This is a genomic window from Sphingopyxis sp. H115 (assembly GCF_001468465.1).
GTDB lineage: Bacteria > Pseudomonadota > Alphaproteobacteria > Sphingomonadales > Sphingomonadaceae > Sphingopyxis.
Genome location: NZ_LNSA01000015.1, coordinates 35,767 through 56,575, shown reverse-complemented (window position 1 = coordinate 56,575; position 20,809 = coordinate 35,767). Strand labels below are relative to the sequence as shown.

Sequence of the window (20,809 nt, the reverse complement as noted above, 5' to 3'; positions counted from 1 at the left end):
CACATCATGATATCATGTCAATCAGGCGAACTGGATGACGGCGTCCAGTGCCAGCGATGCTTCGCAAGCTCGCAGAAGATTGAGGATGGTATGCGCTTCGACCGGATAAGCTTGCCAAGGCGGCCCATCCGAGCGCGGCGAGTCCATAAACTCCAGAAACGCATCAGATTCTGGATCAACGTCATCTGAAAGATGGAGGGTATCTGCCAGCTCGCGGCACTCGTCAAGCAACGCGACCGAAGAGCCGATCATCATTCCCAGACCCGGCCGCTGGGGCTCGGTGAAATCGACGATGACTTCGTCAAAGCTCCTCGGCAGGTAGAAGCCCTCGGCGTCGGAATGCAGCACCAGATGCTGGAATTTTGGGCGCGGGGGTGGACCGCCAAACAATCCGAGAAACTTTCGCTTATCGCGGTTCAGCAGATAATGCTCATGAGCCCGCCCGAATTGGACGGCCACCGGGTCGTTCGCATAGCTTTAGTAGCTTGCTCCCGCCGGCGGGAGCGTCTCCTTCAGGACCAAAAAGGCCGCAAGGCGACGCAGCGCATGAAGGCCGCCATAGCCCCACATCTGGGCTTCGAAATAATGATCGTGCGCTATCGAGCGAGGTTCCGCGTGAAGCGCCATCCCCTGCTCCGCAAGAACAATATTGAGCATCTCGAACGGCTCGTCGAGGAAATCGTCGCCATCCTCGGCAAGATTTTGTGCGTATAGACCGACCGCTACCGTCAATCCCATCGCCGCACCTCCGCCGCCAAGCTGCTCGTCCGTCCGGTGATCCTAGCCGGCCGCCCTGCCGAAATTGCGGTCGACGAAGATCATCGCGAACTGCCGCGGATCGGCCGCCTCGCCATTGCCTTGCTCGAAGCGCGCTTTGCCGCTTTCCCAGATGGCCCTGATCTGCGCCGGCAATTCGGGGCTGAATTTCATCTGCTTCTCGACGATCTGTTCCCAGCGTCCCTTAACGCCGAAGCTCTGCTCGAGCTGAGGGACCATCGCCTTGCACCAGCTCTCGGTCGGCTCGTCGAGATGTCCGATCGCCTTCAGCACCCAGGCGTCGACGAAGCGCAGAAAGGGCTTGTCGGTATAGCGGTCACTCACCTGTCTTCTCCATCATCCATTCGTCACGCAGCAAGCCGAAGATCAACGAATCGCGCACGCCGATATGCGTTTCCCATTCGCCGCGCAGCCGGCCCTCGCGCTGGAAGCCCAGCCGTTCGAGCAATGCGATCGATCCGCCGTTCTCGGGATCGGTATCGGCAAAGATGCGGCGCAGCCCGAGATCGTCGAAACCATGCGCGATCACCCGCGCCACCGCCTCGCGCGCAATGCCCGCGCCCCAATGATCGCGGCGCAGGATATAGCCGATCTCTTTCACTTGCGTCTTGCCGTCGATCAGGATCACCCAGCCGAGCGCGACATCGTCACCGGCGGTGATCGCCCAGCAATGATAGCCCTGCCCCTCGGCGGCATTGCCTTTGACATAGGCCTCGGTCTCGGCGAGCGACGCGTGCGGGCCGCTCGACCACCAAATCATCACCTCTGCGTCGGACAGCACAGGGAATAGCGCCGCGGCGTCATCCTCGCGGAGCTGGCGCAGCACGAGCCGCGCGGTCGTCAGTGTCGGCGCGGGCATGGGGCTATTTCTTCTCAGCCGCCTTCTTCTTGCGCATCGCGTCGTGGAAGCGGTCGGCCCAGCCGGGCTTGACCAGCTGCTCGCCGCGCACGAGGCGGAGCTCGCCGTCGGCGACGTCGCGCGTCACCGCGCTCCCCGCGGCGACGATCGCATCGGCGCCGATCTTGACCGGCGCGACGAGCGCGCTGTTCGATCCGATGAAGGCGCGCTCGCCGATCTCGGTCCGATATTTGAAATAGCCGTCGTAATTGCAGGTGATCGTCCCCGCGCCGATGTTCGCGCCCGCGCCGACGGTGGCGTCGCCGATATAGGACAGGTGGTTCGCCTTCGCGCCCTTGCCGAGGGTCGATTTCTTCACCTCAACGAAATTACCGACCTTCGCCTTCTCGCCGAGGATCGTGCCGGGGCGCAGCCGCGCGAAGGGACCGACTTCGCAGCCCGCGCCGATCGTCGCGCCCTCGATATGGCAATTGGCGCGGATATTAGCGCCGTCGGCGACCGTCACGCCGGGGCCGAAAAACACATTGGGCTCGATCGTCACGTCGCGACCGAGCACGGTATCCCATGAAAACCAGACGGTTTCGGGAGCCTTCAGCGACACGCCGGCGGCCATCGCCTCCTCGCGCCGGAACGCCTGCCATTGCGCCTCGGCGGCGGCGAGTTCGGCGCGGCTGTTGATCCCGGCGACCTCGGCGGCATCGGTTTCGATCACCGCGACGCGCTTCCCTTCAGCGATCGCCCCAGTCGCCACGTCGGGCAGATAATATTCGCCCTGCGCATTGTCGTTGCCGACCGCTTCGAGCAGGCGCCACATGTCCGCCGCGCCCGCGACGATCACGCCCGAGTTGCAGAGGTCGACCGCGCGCTCGGCCTCCGACGCATCCTTATACTCGACCATCTTGCGGACGGTGCCGTCGGCGTCGGCGATGATCCGGCCATAGGCGGCGGCGTCGGCCGGACGAAAGCCGAGCACGGCAACCGCCGCACCGCCATCGAGCGCGCCGCACAGGCGCAAGACCGTTCCCGCGGTCAACATCGGGCAATCGCCGAAACAGACGAGAGCGATGCCTTCGAAACCGGCCAGCGCATCCTTCGCCTGCAGCGCCGCATGCGCGGTCCCGAGTTGCGGGTCCTGAACCGCGACGACCGCGCCGGTCCCGGCGAGTGCCGCTTCGACCTGTTCGCGCTTGTCGCCGACGACAACCACCGTCGCCGCGGAGCGCAATTCGGCGAGCCCGCCGAGCAAATGCAGCAGCATCGGCCGCCCCGCAATCGGGTGCAGCACCTTGTGCAGGTCGGACTTCATGCGGGTTCCCTTGCCCGCGGCAAGGACGATAGCGGCGATCGGACGGGTCATGCCCGCCGCCATGCCAGCAAATCATTGCGGTTTCCAGCACATCGCGCCATGTGCGGCCGATGAACGGATTTCCTTTTGCGATCGTCGGCTTCGACCTCGACGGCACGCTGGTCGACACGCTCGGCGACCTCGCCGCCGCAGTCAATCATGCACTGGGGTTAGTGGACCGCGCACCGCTGGACGAGGATGCGGTGCGGCCGATGATCGGGCGCGGCGCCCAACATATGCTCGAAGAGGGGCTGCGTGCGACCGGCGGCGTGCCGGACGGCGCGGTCGAGCGGCTGTACCCCGAACTCCTTTCCTTCTACGAAGCACATATCGCGGTGCGAAGCCGTCCCTTCCCCGGCGTGATCGCCGCGCTCGACCGGCTCGATGCACTGGGCGTCCGAACGGCGGTGGTGACCAACAAGGCAGAGCATCTCGCGCGCCTGCTGCTCGCCGAACTCGGCCTTGCCGACCGGATGACAACGATCATCGGTGGCGACACGCTGGGCGTGCGTAAACCCGCGCCCGAGCCGATCCATGCGATGATCGAGCGCTGCGGCGGCGGCCGTTCGATCTTCGTCGGCGACAGCATTTACGATGTGCTGGCGGCGAAAAATGCCGGCGTACCCAGCGTCGCGGTCAGCTTCGGCTTTCTCGACCGGCCGACGGCCGAACTCGGCGCCGACCATGTGATCGATCATTTCCGCGAGCTGGCACCGCTGCTCGATACGCTTTGACGCTTGCGCCATTTCGTCCACAAATGCCGCGCCAGCATCGCGGGCGGCATGCGCAGCCAGTGCGAACGGATATAGAAGGCCTGCTCGATCAACGGCTCCGTCACGCGCCCCCAATCGTCGCGCGCGAGCAAGCGGCGGCGGAACCAGCCGTCGGTGCCATACTGCCGGTCCCAACCCTCGGGCAGCCGGGCCCCGTAGAGATCGCGCGACAGGCGCGCGGCGCGATGCACAGCTTCGCGCAAGCCGTGCAGCAGGGCGCGCCCGTCGAGCTTTCCCCAATAGCCCGGATCGGCTGCCGCAAAATCGCGCGTCATTATGTGGAAATCCCACAGGTTGCGCAGCCCGCCCTGCAAGTCGCCGTCGGCGAGCATATGCGCGGCACAATGAACCGCCATGTCGGCCGGGCAAAGCACGGCATAGCCCTTGGCGCTTTCGACCGCATCGCTCATCAGCGCGAGGGCGTCGGGTGTGATCCGGTGCGTGCGCGGCAGGATCGTGTGGTGAACGTCGATCATCCGGTCGCGCGCCTTGTGGATGAGGGGCGGCAGCTCGTGCATATGTTCGCGATAATAGGCGTCGTCATAGGGGTCGGATTTGACCCATTCCCACCCGGCGTTGAGCAGCGCATTTTCGGCGCGGCGGATGTCGGAGGCGAGGACGAGGATGTCGAGGTCGCCGATCTGGCGCCCCGCCGCGCACGCCATGCCCGCCGCGGCATAGGCGGCGCCCTTCAGCAGCACGAACTCGATGCCGGCGGGCGCGAGCGCACGCCGCGCCATTTCGGCCTCCCACAGCGCCTGCGCCTGCGCGACCTGGGCAGCCGCGCGCTGATCGGCGAACAGCGCGGCGACCGCAGGCGGCAGGTCCGCGCCGTGCAGCCGGTGCGCCAGCGTCGCCAGCATCGCCTCGCTTCGCGCAACGCCAATCGCGCCGTCCCAGTCGGACCGCGCCAGCGTCGCCGGGTCGCGGCGACCGGCGAGCAGGTCGACGAAGGTTGCAATCGCACTCATCGTGCGGCCTCCGCCCACAGCTGTTCGACCAGCGCCATCCCGGCCTCGCTGTCGGGATAGGAAATGCCGAACGCCGGCGTTTCGCGCACAAGGCGCGTCAACGCGGCAAAGCCCGCTTCGCCCAGCGCGACATAATTGGTCGATGCCTCGGTCAGCCGCACAAAGGCTTCGCCCTCGCCCATCGGCTCGACAGCCAATTCGCCGCCGAAACGCGGGAAGAGCAACAGCGCCGGACGCGCGGGCTCTTGCATCGCGGCGATCGCGTCGGCGCGCGGGATGAGGTGGCGGATATCGCCCTTCGGCGTTCCCGACAGCAAAGGCCCGAGCCGCGCGGCGTCGACGCGCGACGCAACCTCGGCGATCGCATCATTCTTGAGGCTGACCGCGCGGGGGAAAGCGATGGCGTCGCCCGCCGCCGGATCGATCAGCGTGAACTCGTCGCCCATCAGCCGCCAGTCGCCCTCGCCGAGCAGCGCAGCGAGCGTCGACTTGCCCGACCCTGACTCGCCCGACATGATCAGCGCGCGGCCATCCTTCGCGACCGCGCTCGCATGCAGCAGCATATGCCGCCGCCAGCCGAGCGCGACCTGCAAATTCATCCCCATCTCGGCGGCGAGCAACCCCATCGACAGCGGCAACGGCAGCGCGTCGGGGACGATAAAATCGCCGCCGATATGCACCGACGGGCGCAGCCAGCGCCGCCAGGGCCGCGCCGCGAACAGGCGCACCGTCGCGTCGGCGGACCGCGTTTCGTCCTGCGGATAGCCGGCGTAGAGATGGCGCAACGCCGCGACGGGTTCGGCCCAGTCGCTGCCGATACGAAATTGCACCGGACCGACCGCGATGCGCACACTATGCCTCACGCGCGCTCCACCAACCCCATCGCGGCAAGTTCGGTGAGCCGATCTGCGAGGATTGGCTGGGCCTCCGCTTCGCTATCCAGTTCGAACGTCGCGGCGAGACGCGCCGCCAATAGCGCGGCGTTGCATGCCTCGTCGCCCATCGCGCCCAGAATTTCGGGAATCGGCGACACGACGAGATGCGTCTGCATCGACCGGCGATCGAAGATGGCGGTGAGGTCACCGAGCGCTTCGATGCGCAGCGCGCCGGGCGGTGCGGCGCGATAGGCGCGATCAACCATAGTCTTCGGCAGCGTCGGTAAGCTTCGCGAGAATGGCGAGCAGCGTCGCGCGTTCGTCGGCGCTGATATTCGATTCGAGTTGCGCCTCGCTCGCCAGCGCCGCCGGGACAATTGCGTCGTAGAGCGAGCGCCCGGTCGCGGTGAGATCAAGATGGTGCGAGCGCCCGTCGGCCTGATGCGCCTCGCGGGCGATTAACTGCCGGTCAGCGAGCGCTTTTGCCGCGCGGTTCACCGTCACCTTGTCCATGCGCGTCGCTTCGACCAGTTCGCGTTGCGTCTTCGGCGCTCCTTCGCCAAGGACCGCCATCAACCGCCATTCGGGGATCTTCAACCCGAAGCGGTTCTGATATTCAGCGGCAATCCGGCTCGACAGGGCATTGGAGGCAATGGACAGGCGATACGGCAGGAAATTGTCGAGATTCAGTTTCTTCGCGGCCATGCTTTTCAAAACCCCCAAATCCAAAATCCCGGCAAAGCCCATCCTATCGCCTGTTTCGGGCCTGTGAAGGGCGGAATGCCGGGAAAATCAGAAAGAAAGGCGCGCGCCGACCCATAGGGTGCGCGGGGTGGCGCGCTCGACGATGCCGGCGGACGAGATCGCGGCGGGCACGAGCTCATCGAACAGATTTTCCCCACGCGCCTCGACGCTGACCGCATCGGTAACGCGCCAAGACAGTCCGGCATCAAGCGTCAGCGCATCGCCCAGCGCGAGCAGCCCCAGATCGTCCTCATTCTGCTTGCCGATATAACGCAGCGTTGCGAAGCCACCGAACGGGCCGCCAGCGTTGCTGCGCAGCGAGACGCTGCCGCCGTGCTTCGCGATCTGCGCCGGCCGGCGGCCATCGAGCGTCGCAGCGGCGCCCGACGCATCGACCTTCGCGTCGGTGAAGGCATAGGTCGCGCGTATCGTGAACGGCCCCAATCCCTGCTCGGCGCTGAATTCGATGCCCTTGCTGTCGATCGCGTCGAGATTCTGCCGCTGGCCATATGTCGCCCCAGCCGCGACGAAACCCACGCCCGGAAAATTGCCCGGCCCGGTTCCAAGCGTGACATTGGCGATGGCATTCGACAGGCGGTTTGCGAACAGGGTCACGCCCAGTTTGGTTTGGCCCGCCGACCAATCAGCGCCGACCTCCCCACCCCACAGTCGTTCGGGTTCGAGCGCCTCGTTCGCGGCGGTCGCGTCTGGGCCGACGCGGAACGGTCGGTAGAGCTCGTTGAGCGTGGGGAGCCGCCAGCCGCGATAGGCGGCGGCGCGAAGCGCGAGCGGACCCGTTATCCATTTAACGCCGACTCGGCCGCTCGCTTCCCAGCCATCCCTTGCGGCAAAGCGTGCGTCGGTAATGGGGGCACCTCCGATATTGGTTTCGAACCGATAGCCCTCGCCCAGCCACCAGCGATCGAGGCGGCCGCTCGCCGTCAACACCAGCCGGTCGTCTGCCAGGCAATCGGTCCATTCGGCAAAGGCGCCGAGCGTGTCACTGCTGCCCCCTGCCACGCGGCGGCGTCCGGGGACCAAGCCGGTGAAAAAATAGCTCTCCTCGGTGCGGCCAACCGTGCGCCGCCAGTCGATCCCGACGCGAAGCGGGTTGCGCGATCCGAAGGCGGGGCGCAGTTCGAAACGCGCGCCCAGGCCGGTCGCCGGCACGTGTTGGTCGAGCGCGGGGTTCGCGCTGTCGCGATCGGCCGCGACGCTCGCAAAGCCGGTGTCGAAGTCGCGAAGCTGGACATAGGCGAGCGCGCTCGCCCGCCAGCCGTCGCCGAAACCCGGATCAAGGACATAGCGGACGCTGGCATCGACGGCGTCGGTGCGGCTCCGCGAATAATCGGTACCACGGTCGCGTCGGTCGAAGAAGCCGCGCACCGTCGCCTCGATCCGCCCCGAATCGCCCGTCAGCGCCTGAAGCCGGATGCCGCCCCCGCCCTGGCGATAGCCCGCCGCGCGGTCGGCGGCGCCGCGCTGGTCCGCGACGACCGGGGTGAAACCGTCGCCGCCGGCGAAGCGTGCGTCGAGTGCGATCGCGCCTTCGCCGAGATTGCTTCCGACGCTCCCCGACAGGTCGAACGCGTCGCGCGAGCCATAGGCGGCGCTCGCCTCGGCGCCGTAAGTAAGGCTGCTGTGCAGGGCGATCGTGCCGGCCAGCGCGCCCGGCCCGTCGCCGCCACCACCGCCGCCGCGCGTGATCCGGATCCCGCCAAGCCTGACCGCATCGAAACCGCTCCACGCCACCCAGCCGCCGAAGGGATCGGCTTGCGGCACGCCGTCGAGCAGCACGACCGCACGGCTGGAGGCATTACCCCCCAGGCCGCGCAGCGTGACACCCTGGCTCGTCGGATGCGCAGACCGACCGTCGGAGCGCCGGAATTGGACGATCCCCGCCTCGCCGCGCAACCGGTTTTCGACCCGCGCGCCGAATCCGGGCTCGACATCGCGGATCAGCGTGACGGCCTGGACGCTGTCGCTCGCAGTCGGCGCGAGGCTGCCGGCGCCAGTCACGACGATCGTTTCGCGCGTTTCGTGCACGAGGACGATCGGCTCCTCGTTCGCGGCTACCGGACTGTCCTGCGCCGCCGCGACCGCCGGCAACGCCAGCGCCGCCACCCCCCCCATCAGCCGAATCACGCGGGCTTGACCGCATCGGGGTGCGCCTTTTGGAACGCGTCCAGTTCTATGCACGCGGCGTCGATCTCCACCAGCCGTGGATAGGCGTCGAGCGGCACCTCGAAGCGCCGCGCATTATACATCTGCGGGACGAGGCAGCAGTCGGCGATTCCCGGCGTCTCGCCGCCAAGGTAAGTCCCCTCACCCGCCATCGCCTCCAGCGCCTCGAAACCCTGCGCGATCCAGGTCGCGATCCAGCGGTCCTTGGTCTGTTCGTTGAGGCCGAGGTCCTTCGTCAGATATTTGAGCACGCGGAGGTTGTTGAGCGGATGGATATCGCTCGCCACGACCTGCGCCTGCGCCAGCGCGACCGCGCGCGGCATTGCCTCTTCGGGGATCAAGCGCGGCTCGGGATAAGCGCGGTCGAGCCAGTCGATGATCGCCATGCTCTGGATGATCGGCTCGCCATCGGCGACCAGCATCGGGACAAAACCCTGCGCATTGAGTTCGAGATAGGCATCGCTGCGCTGTTCGCCCGCGATCAGGCTGACCTCGACGCGCTCGTAATCCAGCCCTTTCAGATTCAGCGCGATGCGGACGCGATAGCTGGCCGAGGAGCGGAAATAATCGTGGAGGACGAGTTGGGTCATGCAACGCTCCTTAAGGCCAAGCGGTCGGCATAGAAACCCACGTCATTGCGAGCGTAGCGAAGCAATCCAGAGCGGCTTAGGCAGGCGCTGGATTGCCGCGTCGCTTCGCTCCTCGCAATGACGGGTAATCAGAGCGAGACCGCTCTTATCAGCCGCCCTTCGGCATTTCCGCAATCCATTGCCGCAGCAACGCAGCGCCTTCCTTGTGCACCGTCGACCGCCCGACCTCGGGCATCGCGATCCCGGGATCGGTGCTTTCGAGGCGATAGATCAGGAAGCTGTGGTCGGGATCGCCGGGCGCAATCGCGAAATCCATTCCCCCGCTGCCGCGCCCCGCCGCGGTCGGGCGCTTGCCGATACCGTAATTGACGCCTGCAGGATCGTCGGTCCAGCGCAGAAACAACCCGCTGTTCGATGCGCTGCCCGCCGGATTGTGGCAATGCGCGCAATTGACGTCGAGATAGGCACGTGCGCGGTCGGCGACCGTTCCAGCTTTCGGGTCGTCCCATTGCGGCATGGCCGGTTTGAACGCAGCCGGATTTGCGAAATAGAGGCTGCGCAGTTTGTCGGATGCCGCAGGATCGGGAATGAAATTCCGCGCCTTGGGCCCGATCGGCACGATCGCGCCGTTCAGGCTGTGACATTCCTTGCACTGATTCTTGTTCGGCACCGCATAACGGATGCTGTGCGTTTCGCCGTCGGGGCTTTTGAAACTCACCGGCACGCGGCGCCCGCCGAGCGCAAGCGTCGCATCCTTGCCGTCGGCGTCCCAGATATAGGGCAAGGCGATCCACCCCGACGCGCGGTGGATGAGCAGGCGCGTTTCGACCGGGCGTCCGCCGTTCACGTCAGCCCAGCCGAAGCTTTTGACGAGCACCGTACCGACCGGAAATTCGATCTCCCCGTCGGCGGCGACCGTCGCCTTTTTCCCTGCCGGGATCGATACGAAGCGATGCTTCTCGGTATAGTCGCTGAACAGCGGCGCGCGCAGCGTATAACCGATGCCGGTCGCCGGCTGTGCCGGGTCATTACCGCGAAACAGTCCGAAAGACGACAGTTTCGTCGGCATCGCGTCGCTTTCGACCAGCGCCTGATCGATCCCGAGCAGCGATCCTGCTGCCCCGCCGCTCGCACATAGCAGCGCCGCCGCAAGGGCGGCCAATACGCGCTTCACCGGACCTTCGCCTCCATGCTTTCGGGCAGCGTGATCGCCGGCAGCGCGGCGGGCGGCGTCGCCTTCGACAGATCGGCCGGCGTTGGCTTCGCCTCGCTCTGCGGCGTCTTCACATCGGGCAAGTTCAGCGACAGCACGCCGACCTTGTCGAGCACCACCGCGTCGCCCGCGCCGTCCCACAATATCGGCGGAATACTGCCGCCCATCGCCGCCGCGATCTGGTCGCCCCCGGGGAACTTCGGAGCATAACCCGCCTTGCCGTGCTGATTGCCCCGCACGACGATCGCGCGGGGCAGCGGCTGGTATTTCGGGTCCTTATGGTCGTAGCGATAGCCGACGATCATCACATTGGCGGTGCAATTGTCGGCAAAGACATTGTCGAAAATCTCGACATTGCGGTTCGCCATCACCAACACGCCGGTGCCCGTCGGCACACTCGCGACGATGTTGCCCTTGGGCGCAAAATTAGGCGTGCTGTTGTCATTGACGATATTGTCGAACACGCGGACGTTGTGCCCGCCCTGCATCGGCAGGCTCGGCAGATCGAACACGAGGATGCCGCCCGTGTTCTTCGTCGCAATATTGTCGTGGACGTCGGCGTCATAGCTGTTCTCGATCTCGATACCCGCGACATTTTCGGTCGCGATCGAGTCGCGGACGACGATGTTTTTCGACTGGCCGACATAGATGCCCGCATCCGACGCCCCGCGAACATAGACGCTATCGACCAGCACGTCGCTGCTTTCGACCGGATAGATCCCATAGGCGCCATTGGTTTCCGTGGGCCCGGCGGTCCATTCGACGCGCAGCTTGTGATAGACGATGCGGTCTGCGCCCTTCGACTTGATGCCGTCACCCTTGGTGTTGAGGACCGCGAAGTCGGCGAGCAAGACATCGTCCGAGGTGACGAGCAGCCCCTCGCCCGCACCCTGCTGGCCTGAAAAATCGAGGATCGATCCGCCCTCGCCGGCCCCGGCGCCGCGCACGGTGACATTCGCGACGTCGAGCGACAGGCCGTCGGTCAGCCTCCAAGTACCGGCGCCCAATTGCACCGTATCGCCGGGTTCGGCGAGAATCAGTGCCTCCTGCAGCTTTTCATTGGCGTCGGGCGTTACTGCACTGACGCTGATCACTTTCGCCGCCGCCGGTTGGGCGGCAAGCGCCGCCACGATGCAGAGCGTCGCCGCGTGACGGCTGAGGCCATGGAATCGCATATGTCTCTCCCCAAATTTTCGGGGAGCATGGTGCAAGACTTGACGGATGCCAAGCGATGTTGCTGACATATGTGTAGCTAACCGGGGAGAGGTCGCTTGATTCACAGATATATGCTGGCGCTTGCCGCCTTTGTCGCCTTGCCCGCGTCGGCGGCGGCGCCCGCGTCGCTGACGGGGCGCTGGAAAACCGACGACGGGAAAGGCATCGTCGCGATGGCGCCGTGCGGCGCCAAGATGTGCGGTCGGATCGCCGAGCTGCTGATCAAGGAGCCCGCCGGCGGTCAGCGCGACGAACGCAATCCCGACAAGTCCAAACGGACCCGCAAGGTCGAAGGCCTGCAAATCTATTGGGACCTCGCCCCGCATGGCGATGGCTGGAAAGGCGAGGGCTATAGCCCCGAGGACGGCCGTTATTACAAGGCGCACCTGCGCGTGAAGGGCAACAAGCTGACGATGAAGGGGTGCGTCGCGGTGTTCTGCCGGACGGTCACCTGGACGCGGATGGGGTGAATCCGATCCTCCCTGTGGCGAAGCCATGGGGAGGTGGCAGCGCGAAGCGCTGACGGAGGGGCCCATAACGCGACGTCGCAGCCCCTCCACCATTCGCTGCGCGAACGGTCCCCCTCCCCATCGCTTCGCGACAGGGAGGATGTTTCTCAATCCTCGCCCAAAATCCAGTCGACGCCCGCCGCGACATGGATGCGCGTGGTGTCGTAGATCGGCAGGACATTGGCGTCGGTGTCGACCAGCATCACCAGTTCGGTGCACGCGAGCACGACTGCCTGGATATCCTGCTTCGCGATGTCGGTGACGAAGGTCTTCATCGTCCGGCGCGAACTTTCGTTCACCTTGCCAAGCATCAACTCCTCATAGATGATCCGGTCGATCTCGTCGGCACGGCTCGCATCATAGGGCGCAAGCATCAGCCCGTGGCGGACAAGGCGCTGGCGGAACCAGGGTTCGGTCATCACATTGCGCGTGCCGATCACCGCCGCCGCCTTGATCCCGTCGGCCTTCATTTTCTCACCGGTTTCGTCGACGATGTGGATAAGCGGGATCGAGATCGCTGCTGCGACATCCTCGGCGACCTTGTGCATCGAATTGGCCGCGATCATCAGCGCAGTCGCGCCCGCCGCCTCGAGCCGCTGTGCAGAGGCGATCAGCACCTCCTTCGCATGCGCCCATTGCTCGGGCGTCGTAATGCGCGACAGCTCGCAATAGTTGAGGCTCTCCATCAGGATCGGCGCCGAACAGGCCGTGCCGAGGCGCTTTTGCACCCCCTTGTTGAGATGGCGGTAATAAAGCTCGGTCGATGCCCAGCTCATTCCCCCGATCAGGCCGATTTTGCGCAAGTGGTCCTCCGAAATACAACAGGACCGGGTCTCACTGGACCCGGTCCCGAACTTGGCTAGAAAAACTGGCGCCCGCGGGCAAGCCCGGGAGCGAAACTTTGCGGCAATCCGTCAGTGCCCGGTACCGCTCAGCGCCTTGACGATGTCGTCGGCCATCTTCTTGGCATCGCCGAGCAGCATCATCGTCTGGTCCATGTAGAAAACATCGTTGTCGACGCCGGCATAGCCGACCCCGCCCATCGAGCGCTTCACGAACAGCACCGTCTTGGCGTTGGCGACGTCGAGGATCGGCATGCCGTAGATCGGCGATGTCTTGTCGGTCTTTGCCGCCGGGTTCGTCACGTCGTTCGCACCGATCACGAAGGCGACATCGGCCTGCGCGAACTCGCCGTTGATGTCCTCGAGTTCGAACACCTCGTCATAGGGGACATTCGCCTCGGCGAGCAGCACGTTCATATGGCCCGGCATACGGCCCGCGACCGGGTGGATAGCATATTTGACGTTCACGCCCTCCTTCTTGAGCTGATCGGCCATTTCGCGGAGCGCATGCTGCGCCTGCGCCACCGCCATACCGTAACCGGGGACGATGATGACATTTTCCGCCTGGCTCATCAGGAAAGCGGCGTCGTCGGCGCTGCCCGGCTTCCACGGGCGCTGTTCCTTCGCCCCGCCACCGGCACCCGCTTCGGCATCGGCGCCGAAACCGCCAGCGATCACGCTGATGAAGCTGCGGTTCATCGCGCGGCACATGATGTACGACAGGATCGCACCCGACGAACCGACGAGCGCGCCGGTGATGATCATCGCGGTGTTGCCGAGCGTGAAGCCCATCGCCGCCGCGGCCCAGCCCGAATAGCTGTTGAGCATCGACACGACGACCGGCATGTCGGCGCCGCCGATCGGGATGATCAGTAGGAAACCGATCGCGAAGCTCAGCCCCGTGATCGTCCAGAACACCCACGGCGACTGGTCCTGCGTGAAATACGCCGTCAGCGCGACGATCGCAGCGAGCGTGCCAAGGTTGATGATGTGTCGTCCAGGCAGCATGATCGGCGAACCCGACATATTGCCGTTGAGCTTGAGGAAGGCGATGACCGACCCCGAGAAGGTGATCGCGCCGATTGCAATGCCAAGGCCCATCTCGACGCGGCTGACAACATGAATCTGCCCCGCGGCGTCGGCGATGCCGAAGGCGACGGGGTTGAGATAGGCGGCCGCCGCCACCGCGACCGCAGCAAGGCCAACGAGGCTGTGAAACGCCGCGACGAGCTGCGGCATCGCCGTCATCGCGATGCGGCGCGCCATGACGATACCAATGACCGCGCCGACGCCGATCGCCGCGAGAATTTCGATCAGCGAAACCCAGTCGACCATTAAATCGTGGGGATTGCCCTGCGGCAATGGATCGGACCGCATTGGCATATGCGTGAGCAAGGTCGTGACGACCGCAATCGTCATGCCGATCATGCCGAAGCGGTTGCCGCTCTGCGCCGTCGCGGGGCTCGAAAGCCCGCGCAGCGCGAGAATGAAGAGAATGCCCGACACCAGATAGGCGATCGCCGCGTAAGGATTTACTGCGCCATGGCCGCCGGTCGCGGCGGAAAGGATTGCCTGGATGTCCATCTCAGTGCTCCTTTGCCACAGCCGCATCCGCCGCGTTGTCACGCATGGCCATGTCTTTACCAACCGTATAGCCGGCGAAAATCACGAGCCAGAACGCGATTGCCCAGCGGTTGGCCTGAGCCCAACAAGAAATGCGTTGCATCGTCATGATCAGCGCTCCTTCTTCTTGTACATCGCGAGCATGCGCGACGTCACGGCGAAGCCGCCGAAGATATTGATGCTCGCCATCACGACGGCGGCGAGACCCAGCCATTTCGAGGTCGCCGACCCCGCGGCGGCGCTGGCTATCAGTGCGCCGACGATGATCACCGACGAAATGGCGTTGGTGACGCTCATCAGCGGCGTGTGCAGTGCCGGGGTCACCGACCAGACGACGAAATAGCCGACGAAGCACGCCAGGACGAAAATCGAAAAAATCGCGATAAAATCCACGGGCTCGCTCCCCTGCTGATTCCGTTTCGCGCACCTCTTGCCGCGCGCGGTGCGGCCTGTCGACTCCTAAACCGGCCAAAAAAGGGCGCGCGCATTTCCCTGCGTGAGAAAAGCGCGCGCTTTGTGAAATAAAATATCGCTTTATGGGCCTTGCGGGCGATCGATTTTACATTTGCGGGATAAGCACCGCGTCGATCACGTGGATGACCCCGTTCGACTGCCCGATATCTGCGGCGGTGACCGTCGCCTTGTTGCCGCTCGCGCTGGTCAGCAGGATATTGTCGCCGCTTTTCGTGGCGGTCAGATCCTGCCCGCCGACGGTCTTGAGCACGGCCTTGCCCCCGCCCTCGGCGATCTTGGCGGCAAGGTCGGCAGCGGTCAGCGCGCCGGACACGACATGATATTTCAGTACGCCGGCGAGAACATCCTTTTGCGCGGGGCGCATCCAACCGTCGCGGGTCACCGGTGCGACCTGGACAAAAGCCGCGTCGGACGGCGCAAACATGGTGAAGGGTCCGGTTCCCGAAAGCGTTTCGGCGAGACCAGCCGCTTCGATCGCGCTGGCAAGGCTCGTGAGGGTCGGCGCGCCCTTTATGCCGGCCGCGATGGTCGTCGTCGCGTTCGCCGTCATCGCCCCGCTGGTTGCGGAAGCGGCCTGCTGGTCGGCGGCGGGCGCATCACCGGGCTTTCCGTTGCACGCGGAGAGTGCCAGCGTAGCTGCTGCGACAATCAGGATAAGCGGGGTTTTCATGTTCCGTCCTTCAAAAATGACGACCACAGCGGATCGAATCGTCAGCCGAAGGCCGGCATCAACACGCTGTTGATGACATGAATGTTACGATGGTGCGATCGGCAAGGGTCGAGGCTATAGGCATCCCATGAACAGCAAGCGTTCCGTCGTCATATCGTCCGAATTCGCCAGCTTCGTGGGGCGCGGCCCATGCGACGCAGACGCGCTTCCCGACGATGCGCTGATCCTCGGCTTTGGCGACATCGGCGAGCCGGCCGTCATGATGCTTGGCAAAGCCGATCTGACCGACCAGGCGATCGACCATCTGGTCGTGCTTGCCATTGGCCGCGCGGAGTGTCTGCGGCTGTTCGGCATCCTCCCCAAAACCGACGGTCGCTGGTATTTGCCCGCCGACCTGCGCGGGCTCGGTCGCGCGCTGGTCGCGGTCGAGGGGGACGGCGCGGCATCGACGATGCTCCGCATGGCGCGCAGCATGGAATTGCTTTGCCAGCTCTTCGCGGCGCTCGAGGCCCATCGCATGGTAGAAGTCGGCGGTGCAACGACGCTGAACGAACAGGATATCACGCGGGTCGCCGCCGCGCACCAGATCGTAAACGAATGCTGGCACGAAAAATTGACGGTCGGCATCGTCGCGCGGCGGTGCGGCCTCAGCAAGGCCAAGCTTACGCACGGGTTTCGGCAGCTTTACCAATGCACCGTTCCCGAAGCGATCAGCGCGCGCCGGCTGGAACAGGCAAGGCAGTTGCTCGCGCAAAGCGACCTGCCCATTTCGAGCATCGGATATCGGTGCGGCTATCTGAGCAATGCGAGCTTCACGCGAGCGTTCGCGCGACGTTTCGGGATGGCGCCAACCGAAATGCGGCGCATGGAGATGACTCCGTAGATGCGAAGGCCTGCCGATTCCCGCGAAACGCTGTTATCGACGGCGCGCCAAACGATCCGCGAGGAGACTATCCGTTGAGTATCGCCAGCATCGCCCTGCCCCGCATTTTCCGCATCGGCGGCGGGGCGTCTAGGCAATTGCCCGAGGTGCTGGCGTCGCTGGGGCTGGCACGCCCGCTGGTCGTGACGGACAGCTATCTAGTGAGCAACGGACGCGCGGCGGAAATGGTCGACGGCCTGGCGGCTGCGGGGATCGTGGCGCGGGTGTTCGCCGATACGGTGCCCGACCCGACGGTGGCGTCGGTCGATGCCGGGGTCGTGTATCTGAAGGACGGCGATCATGACTGCGTTGTCGGCTTCGGCGGCGGTAGCCCGCTCGACAGCGCAAAGGCGATTGCGCTGCTCGGAAGGCATGGCGGCGCGATGGCGGATTATAAAGCGCCGCATGTGCAGGATGCGCCGGGCCTGCCGGTGATCGCGATCCCGACCACCGCGGGCACAGGGTCGGAGGCGACGCGCTTCACGATCATCACCGACGAGACCACCGACGAGAAGATGCTGTGCCCGGGACTCGCTTACCTGCCCATCGCGGCACTGGTCGACTATGAGCTGACTTTTACCAAGCCGAAGAGGCTGACCGCCGATACCGGCATCGACTCGCTGGTCCACGCAATCGAGGCCTATGTGTCGAAGCGCGCCAACCCGTTCAGCGATGGCATGGCCTTGCTCGCGATGCGTGCGCTGGCGCCCAATTTGCGGCGCGTGTGCAGCGACCCGCTGGACGCCGCCGCGCGCGAGGCAATGATGCTGGGCGCGACGCAGGCGGGGATCGCTTTCTCAAACAGCTCGGTCGCGCTAGTGCACGGTATGAGCCGGCCGATCGGGGCGCATTTCCACGTCCCGCACGGTCTGTCGAATGCGATGTTATTGCCTGCGGTGACCGCCTGGTCGGCGCCTGCGGCGCTGCACCGCTATGGGGACTGCGCACGGGCGATGGGCGTCGCCGACGAGGCCGAAGGCGACCAGTCGGCGGTGGCGCGGCTGCTCGACGAATTGGCGGCATTGAACCGCGAGCTCGAGGTGCCGGGACCGGCGGCGTGGGGCATCGACGCGGCGCGCTGGGACGCGCTGGTCCCGACGATGTGCGCACAGGCGGCGGCATCGGGCTCGCCCGCCAACAACCCGCGGGTGCCGGATGCCGAAGAGATGGCAATGCTTTATGCGCAGGTTTGGGCTGGTCAGGCCTAGGCGATGGCGATCAGGCGCTATCGTCCGTCGGACTTCGACGGTGTGCAATCGCTTTGGGAAGAGGCCTTTCCGAACGATCCGCCGTGGAACCGCGCCAAGGCGGCGATTCCTGCCAAGCTTGCCTTCCAGCCCGACCTGCTGTTCGTCGCGGTCGAGGGTGGCGCGGTGATCGGGTCGGTCATGGCGGGTTATGACGGGCATCGCGGCTGGCTCTATGCGATGGCGGTGCGAAGGGATTGCCGGCGTGGCGGGGTCGGCACCGCGCTGGTCCGCGAAGCCGAACGCGCGCTGGCGGCGCTGGGGTGCGAAAAGGTGAACCTGCAGGTGCGCGCGTCGAACGAAGCGGTCGCGCGCTTCTATACGAAGCTGGGTTATGCGATCGAGGATCGTATCAGTCTGGGTCGGCGTCTTTTAGCGGAGCCTTGACCGGATTTCGCGCATATTCGGTCAGCGGCAGGTCGAGCCAAGTGTGACGCTGTTCGGCCCATACCGCCTGTTCGGGCACGGGAAAGCCCGAATCCTCGAACGCCCCCGCCGCGACACCGGCCAAGTGCGGCATGCGCGCAGGTTCCCACCAGAGCGACGAGCCGCATTCGGGGCAGAAGTGGAAGGCAACGTCGAAACCGCTCGCCGAGGCGCGCGCGAAGACTTTCGCAGTCCCCGCGATCACCGTTACGCATTCGCGCGGAAAGAACGCCGCGACGCTGAACAGCGAGCCCGTCCGCCGCTGGCAGTCGAAGCAATGGCAGAGCGAGACCTTGGAAGGTTCACCGGTGCAGCGGAGCAAGAGCTGGCCGCAATGGCATGTGGCGCGTCGTTCCATGGGAGGAAGGAATAGCGCTGCCCAGCCCGAGAGCAAGGGCACCAGAAAAGTTCCGGAATACAATCCTGTTCATCATCCGGCAACCTGCACCCTGCTTAAGCGCCCCCGCCCTGCCTCCCTCTCTCCTACGTCTCATCGAGGAGGCGGGGCATCCCCCAACCGTCGTCATCCCGAACGTGATCCCGGATAGACGGCGGGCGAGCGTGCCGAGCGGCTGACAGGGATCGCGAGCGCCACAGCACAGCGGGCGCGGCCGACGCCGGTCCCATGATTGTCCTCGGGCATAGCCACCGTCGTCGCAGAACACCGAAAATCGGCCGAATCTGCAATTTCGGTCTGTTAGGGCAGATCTTTTCCCATCGATGTTTGCAGCACTGAATACCATTCGGCGCGCGTCCAGCGCGGGGCGAGAGCCTGCGGGATTTCCTTGATCCGTTCGACACTCTGCGTGCCGACGATCGGGATCGGGCGCGCTGGATGCGCCATCACCCAGCTGTAGGTCGCGGCGGCCCGCGAGACGCCGTACTCGGCCGCCTTGGCATCGAGCAGCTCCGCGACGGCGCCCGTGCGCTCCTCGGCAGGCTCACCGAGCCGGCCGCCGCCAAGCGGCGACCAGGCTAGGAAGCCCATGCCCTCCGCCATCGACTGGTCGAAAATGCCGTCGAAGATCGGAGCGAGATGGAGCGGCGAAAACTCGCTCTGATGGCTGACCACTGAAACGGGCAGGAATTTGGCAAGCGCAGCGGTCTGGGCAGGCGTGAAGTTCGAGACGCCGATCGCGCCGATCTTGCCCGCCCGGTGCGCGTCGTCGAGCGTCCGGGCGATTTCCTGCGGATGGGTGAGCAGGTCGGGGCGGTGAATCTGCCACAGTTCGACATGATCAGTGCGCAGGCGTTTCAACGACATATCAATCGCCGAGGCCAGATAGGCCGCGCTGCTGTCGTAGGGGACGCCGGGGATGATCCCGCCCTTCGTCGCCAGCATCATCTTGTCGCGCAGGCGCGGCGCTTCAGCAAAAACCTCGCCGAGCAACGCCTCTGCCGAGCCGAAGCCACCCGGCGTGTCGCAGCCATAAATGTCGGCGGTGTCGAACAGCGTGACCCCGGCCTCGAACGCGGCATCGATACGCGCACGCGCGGAGCGGATATCGACACCGGCAAAGCGCCACATGCCCCATGCGATCGGCGAAACGTCACGGCCGGCGAGGGTCACATTGGCGGGAGCGGGCAGAAAATCTGACATCACTGTCATATACTCCAAAAGCCGGTGCGAGCGATCGTCAGCGTGGGAAAGCAGGCGCGCGGCTCACCATCGCCGGCAGTGGACGGTCCATCACCCCGGCGAGCCAGCCTGCGGCCTCGACGATGTGCGGCAGCGCGAGGCCGGTGCGAACGCCGCCGCGTTCGAGCATATAGGCAACATCCTCGGTCGCGACATTGCCCGCCGCGCCCGGTGCGAAGGGACAGCCGCCGAGCCCGCCGAGCGACGCATCGACCGTCGCCGCGCCTTCGCGCACCGCGGCCCAGACATTGGCGATACCGGTGCCGCGTGTGTTGTGGAAATGCACGCGCACGGGAAGATGGCCGACCGCCTCGCGCACCCGGCCTACCATCTCGGCGACCTGCGCGGGCACGCCGACGCCGATTGTGTCGGCGAGCGCGATTTCGCGCGGGGCCGCATCGGCGGCGCGTTTTGCCATCTCGACCACGCGGCCCAGCGCAACCTCGCCCTCGAAGGGACAGCCGAAAGCGGTCGCGATGGTGATATGGCCGCTCCGCCCCGCCGCCTTCGCCAGCGCAACGATCTCGATCGCGGCGGCGAGCGATTCATCCGAGCTTTGCCCTTGGTTGCGAACGCCGAACGTATCGCTCGTCACACACACCGCGCCCAGTTCGTCGATGCGGCCGGTGGCGAGGGCGCGTTCTGCGCCGCGGCGATTGAGGACGAGGCCAATCCAAGTCACATCGTCGCGATCGGGCAACGTCGCCACCAGGTCCTCGGCATCGGCGAGTTGCGGCACCTTCTTCGGGTTGACGAAGCTCGTCACCTCGATACGCCGGACGCCATAGTCGATCGCGCGGCGGATCAGTTCGAGCTTGTCGGCGGTCGAGACGATCGCACTTTCATTTTGCAGCCCGTCGCGCGGACCGACTTCGACGATTTCCACGGCATGGTTTTTCAACATCTTGCGT

At 65.3% G+C, this 20,809-nt stretch carries 26 protein-coding genes; 5 read left to right on the top strand and 21 right to left on the bottom strand.

The genetic code is table 11. From position 1 onward, the window contains the following. Positions 1-21: 21 nt before the first annotated feature. From ATE71_RS12120 to glmU, 5 genes are read right to left on the bottom strand one after another with little or no spacing between them, the layout of a single operon-like run. Positions 22-459, bottom strand: coding sequence for a hypothetical protein (locus ATE71_RS12120; protein ID WP_058803562.1), 438 nt, complete (start codon positions 457-459; stop codon positions 22-24). 18 nt (positions 460-477) lie between these two features. Next, positions 478-738: a hypothetical protein gene (locus ATE71_RS12115; protein ID WP_058803561.1), complete on the bottom strand. Its 261-nt coding sequence runs from the start codon at positions 736-738 to the stop codon at positions 478-480. 42 nt (positions 739-780) lie between these two features. Beyond that, positions 781-1,101, bottom strand: coding sequence for a hypothetical protein (locus tag ATE71_RS12110; RefSeq protein WP_058803560.1), 321 nt, complete (start codon positions 1,099-1,101; stop codon positions 781-783). Next, positions 1,094-1,636 (bottom strand): GNAT family N-acetyltransferase, encoded by a 543-nt coding sequence (locus ATE71_RS12105; RefSeq protein ID WP_058803559.1) that lies wholly within the window; start codon positions 1,634-1,636, stop codon positions 1,094-1,096. Before ATE71_RS12105 ends, ATE71_RS12110 begins: the two co-directional genes overlap by 8 nt. A gap of 4 nt (positions 1,637-1,640) precedes the next feature. Further along, positions 1,641-3,005: a bifunctional UDP-N-acetylglucosamine diphosphorylase/glucosamine-1-phosphate N-acetyltransferase GlmU gene (gene glmU, locus ATE71_RS12100; protein WP_058803558.1), complete on the bottom strand. Its 1,365-nt coding sequence runs from the start codon at positions 3,003-3,005 to the stop codon at positions 1,641-1,643. Between the two features lie 47 nt (positions 3,006-3,052). Between glmU and ATE71_RS12095 the strand changes: the two genes are divergently transcribed. Beyond that, positions 3,053-3,715, top strand: coding sequence for an HAD-IA family hydrolase (locus ATE71_RS12095; protein WP_058803557.1), 663 nt, complete (start codon positions 3,053-3,055; stop codon positions 3,713-3,715). Here the strand turns inward: ATE71_RS12095 and ATE71_RS12090 are convergent. The 8 genes from ATE71_RS12090 to ATE71_RS12055 all read right to left on the bottom strand — a co-directional run bounded on the left by ATE71_RS12090 (position 3,676) and on the right by ATE71_RS12055 (position 11,506). Next, positions 3,676-4,725, bottom strand: a complete 1,050-nt coding sequence (locus ATE71_RS12090) for a nucleotidyltransferase family protein (RefSeq protein WP_058803607.1) — start codon at positions 4,723-4,725, stop codon at positions 3,676-3,678. The two genes, ATE71_RS12095 and ATE71_RS12090, sit on opposite strands and share 40 nt — an antisense overlap. After that, a complete protein-coding gene (locus ATE71_RS12085; protein WP_058803556.1) occupies positions 4,722-5,588 on the bottom strand; it encodes an HprK-related kinase A in 867 nt (288 codons plus the stop codon). Before ATE71_RS12085 ends, ATE71_RS12090 begins: the two co-directional genes overlap by 4 nt. After that, positions 5,585-5,866 (bottom strand): HPr-rel-A system PqqD family peptide chaperone, encoded by a 282-nt coding sequence (locus tag ATE71_RS12080; protein WP_058803555.1) that lies wholly within the window; start codon positions 5,864-5,866, stop codon positions 5,585-5,587. The genes ATE71_RS12085 and ATE71_RS12080 overlap by 4 nt, the downstream gene beginning before the upstream one ends. Continuing rightward, positions 5,859-6,305, bottom strand: a complete 447-nt coding sequence (locus ATE71_RS12075; RefSeq protein WP_058803606.1) for a MarR family winged helix-turn-helix transcriptional regulator — start codon at positions 6,303-6,305, stop codon at positions 5,859-5,861. Before ATE71_RS12075 ends, ATE71_RS12080 begins: the two co-directional genes overlap by 8 nt. Before the next feature lie 87 nt (positions 6,306-6,392). After that, positions 6,393-8,489, bottom strand: coding sequence for a TonB-dependent receptor (locus ATE71_RS12070; protein WP_058803554.1), 2,097 nt, complete (start codon positions 8,487-8,489; stop codon positions 6,393-6,395). Beyond that, positions 8,486-9,118: a maleylacetoacetate isomerase gene (gene maiA / locus ATE71_RS12065; RefSeq protein ID WP_058803553.1), complete on the bottom strand. Its 633-nt coding sequence runs from the start codon at positions 9,116-9,118 to the stop codon at positions 8,486-8,488. The genes ATE71_RS12070 and maiA overlap by 4 nt, the downstream gene beginning before the upstream one ends. A 148-nt stretch (positions 9,119-9,266) precedes the next feature. Beyond that, the gene (locus ATE71_RS12060) at positions 9,267-10,292 is read right to left on the bottom strand and encodes an SO2930 family diheme c-type cytochrome (protein WP_058803552.1); all 1,026 of its coding nucleotides are present in this window, start codon (positions 10,290-10,292) and stop codon (positions 9,267-9,269) included. Next, positions 10,289-11,506: a parallel beta-helix domain-containing protein gene (locus ATE71_RS12055; protein WP_058803551.1), complete on the bottom strand. Its 1,218-nt coding sequence runs from the start codon at positions 11,504-11,506 to the stop codon at positions 10,289-10,291. Before ATE71_RS12055 ends, ATE71_RS12060 begins: the two co-directional genes overlap by 4 nt. Positions 11,507-11,602: 96 nt before the next feature. On the opposite strand from ATE71_RS12055, the gene ATE71_RS12050 reads away from it, so the two are divergent. After that, positions 11,603-12,016, top strand: coding sequence for a DUF2147 domain-containing protein (locus ATE71_RS12050; protein ID WP_152998759.1), 414 nt, complete (start codon positions 11,603-11,605; stop codon positions 12,014-12,016). Positions 12,017-12,162: 146 nt separating this feature from the next. On the opposite strand, the gene ATE71_RS12045 is transcribed toward ATE71_RS12050, so the two are convergent. The 5 genes from ATE71_RS12045 to ATE71_RS12030 all read right to left on the bottom strand — a co-directional run bounded on the left by ATE71_RS12045 (position 12,163) and on the right by ATE71_RS12030 (position 15,664). Continuing rightward, positions 12,163-12,858, bottom strand: a complete 696-nt coding sequence (locus ATE71_RS12045; RefSeq protein ID WP_058803549.1) for an aspartate/glutamate racemase family protein — start codon at positions 12,856-12,858, stop codon at positions 12,163-12,165. Between the two features lie 111 nt (positions 12,859-12,969). Then, positions 12,970-14,481 (bottom strand): NAD(P)(+) transhydrogenase (Re/Si-specific) subunit beta, encoded by a 1,512-nt coding sequence (locus ATE71_RS12040; protein WP_058803548.1) that lies wholly within the window; start codon positions 14,479-14,481, stop codon positions 12,970-12,972. A gap of 1 nt (position 14,482) precedes the next feature. Further along, on the bottom strand, positions 14,483-14,629 hold the full coding sequence (locus tag ATE71_RS22530; protein WP_160328038.1) for a hypothetical protein: 147 nt from the start codon (positions 14,627-14,629) through the stop codon (positions 14,483-14,485). A 2-nt stretch (positions 14,630-14,631) separates the two neighbouring features. Then, positions 14,632-14,913: a proton-translocating transhydrogenase family protein gene (locus ATE71_RS12035; RefSeq protein WP_058803547.1), complete on the bottom strand. Its 282-nt coding sequence runs from the start codon at positions 14,911-14,913 to the stop codon at positions 14,632-14,634. A gap of 166 nt (positions 14,914-15,079) precedes the next feature. Then, positions 15,080-15,664: a fasciclin domain-containing protein gene (locus ATE71_RS12030; RefSeq protein ID WP_058803546.1), complete on the bottom strand. Its 585-nt coding sequence runs from the start codon at positions 15,662-15,664 to the stop codon at positions 15,080-15,082. Between the two features lie 127 nt (positions 15,665-15,791). On the opposite strand from ATE71_RS12030, the gene ATE71_RS12025 reads away from it, so the two are divergent. The 3 genes from ATE71_RS12025 (at position 15,792) to ATE71_RS12015 (ending at position 18,220) form a co-directional block, all read left to right on the top strand. Next, the gene (locus ATE71_RS12025; RefSeq protein WP_058803545.1) at positions 15,792-16,547 is read left to right on the top strand and encodes a helix-turn-helix transcriptional regulator; all 756 of its coding nucleotides are present in this window, start codon (positions 15,792-15,794) and stop codon (positions 16,545-16,547) included. 74 nt (positions 16,548-16,621) lie between these two features. Continuing rightward, positions 16,622-17,794, top strand: coding sequence for an iron-containing alcohol dehydrogenase (locus ATE71_RS12020; RefSeq protein WP_082665183.1), 1,173 nt, complete (start codon positions 16,622-16,624; stop codon positions 17,792-17,794). Between the two features lie 3 nt (positions 17,795-17,797). Further along, positions 17,798-18,220: a GNAT family acetyltransferase gene (locus ATE71_RS12015; RefSeq protein WP_058803544.1), complete on the top strand. Its 423-nt coding sequence runs from the start codon at positions 17,798-17,800 to the stop codon at positions 18,218-18,220. On the opposite strand, the gene ATE71_RS12010 is transcribed toward ATE71_RS12015, so the two are convergent. The 3 genes from ATE71_RS12010 to ATE71_RS12000 all read right to left on the bottom strand — a co-directional run bounded on the left by ATE71_RS12010 (position 18,186) and on the right by ATE71_RS12000 (position 20,802). After that, entirely contained in the window at positions 18,186-18,617 is a 432-nt protein-coding gene (locus ATE71_RS12010) for a GFA family protein (RefSeq protein WP_058803543.1), read from the bottom strand. The genes ATE71_RS12015 and ATE71_RS12010 overlap by 35 nt on opposite strands. Positions 18,618-18,956: 339 nt before the next feature. Then, complete coding sequence (locus ATE71_RS12005) at positions 18,957-19,859, bottom strand: aldo/keto reductase (protein WP_152998758.1); 903 nt, start codon at positions 19,857-19,859, stop codon at positions 18,957-18,959. A gap of 37 nt (positions 19,860-19,896) precedes the next feature. Beyond that, positions 19,897-20,802: a hydroxymethylglutaryl-CoA lyase gene (locus ATE71_RS12000; RefSeq protein ID WP_058803541.1), complete on the bottom strand. Its 906-nt coding sequence runs from the start codon at positions 20,800-20,802 to the stop codon at positions 19,897-19,899. Positions 20,803-20,809: the final 7 nt, after the last annotated feature.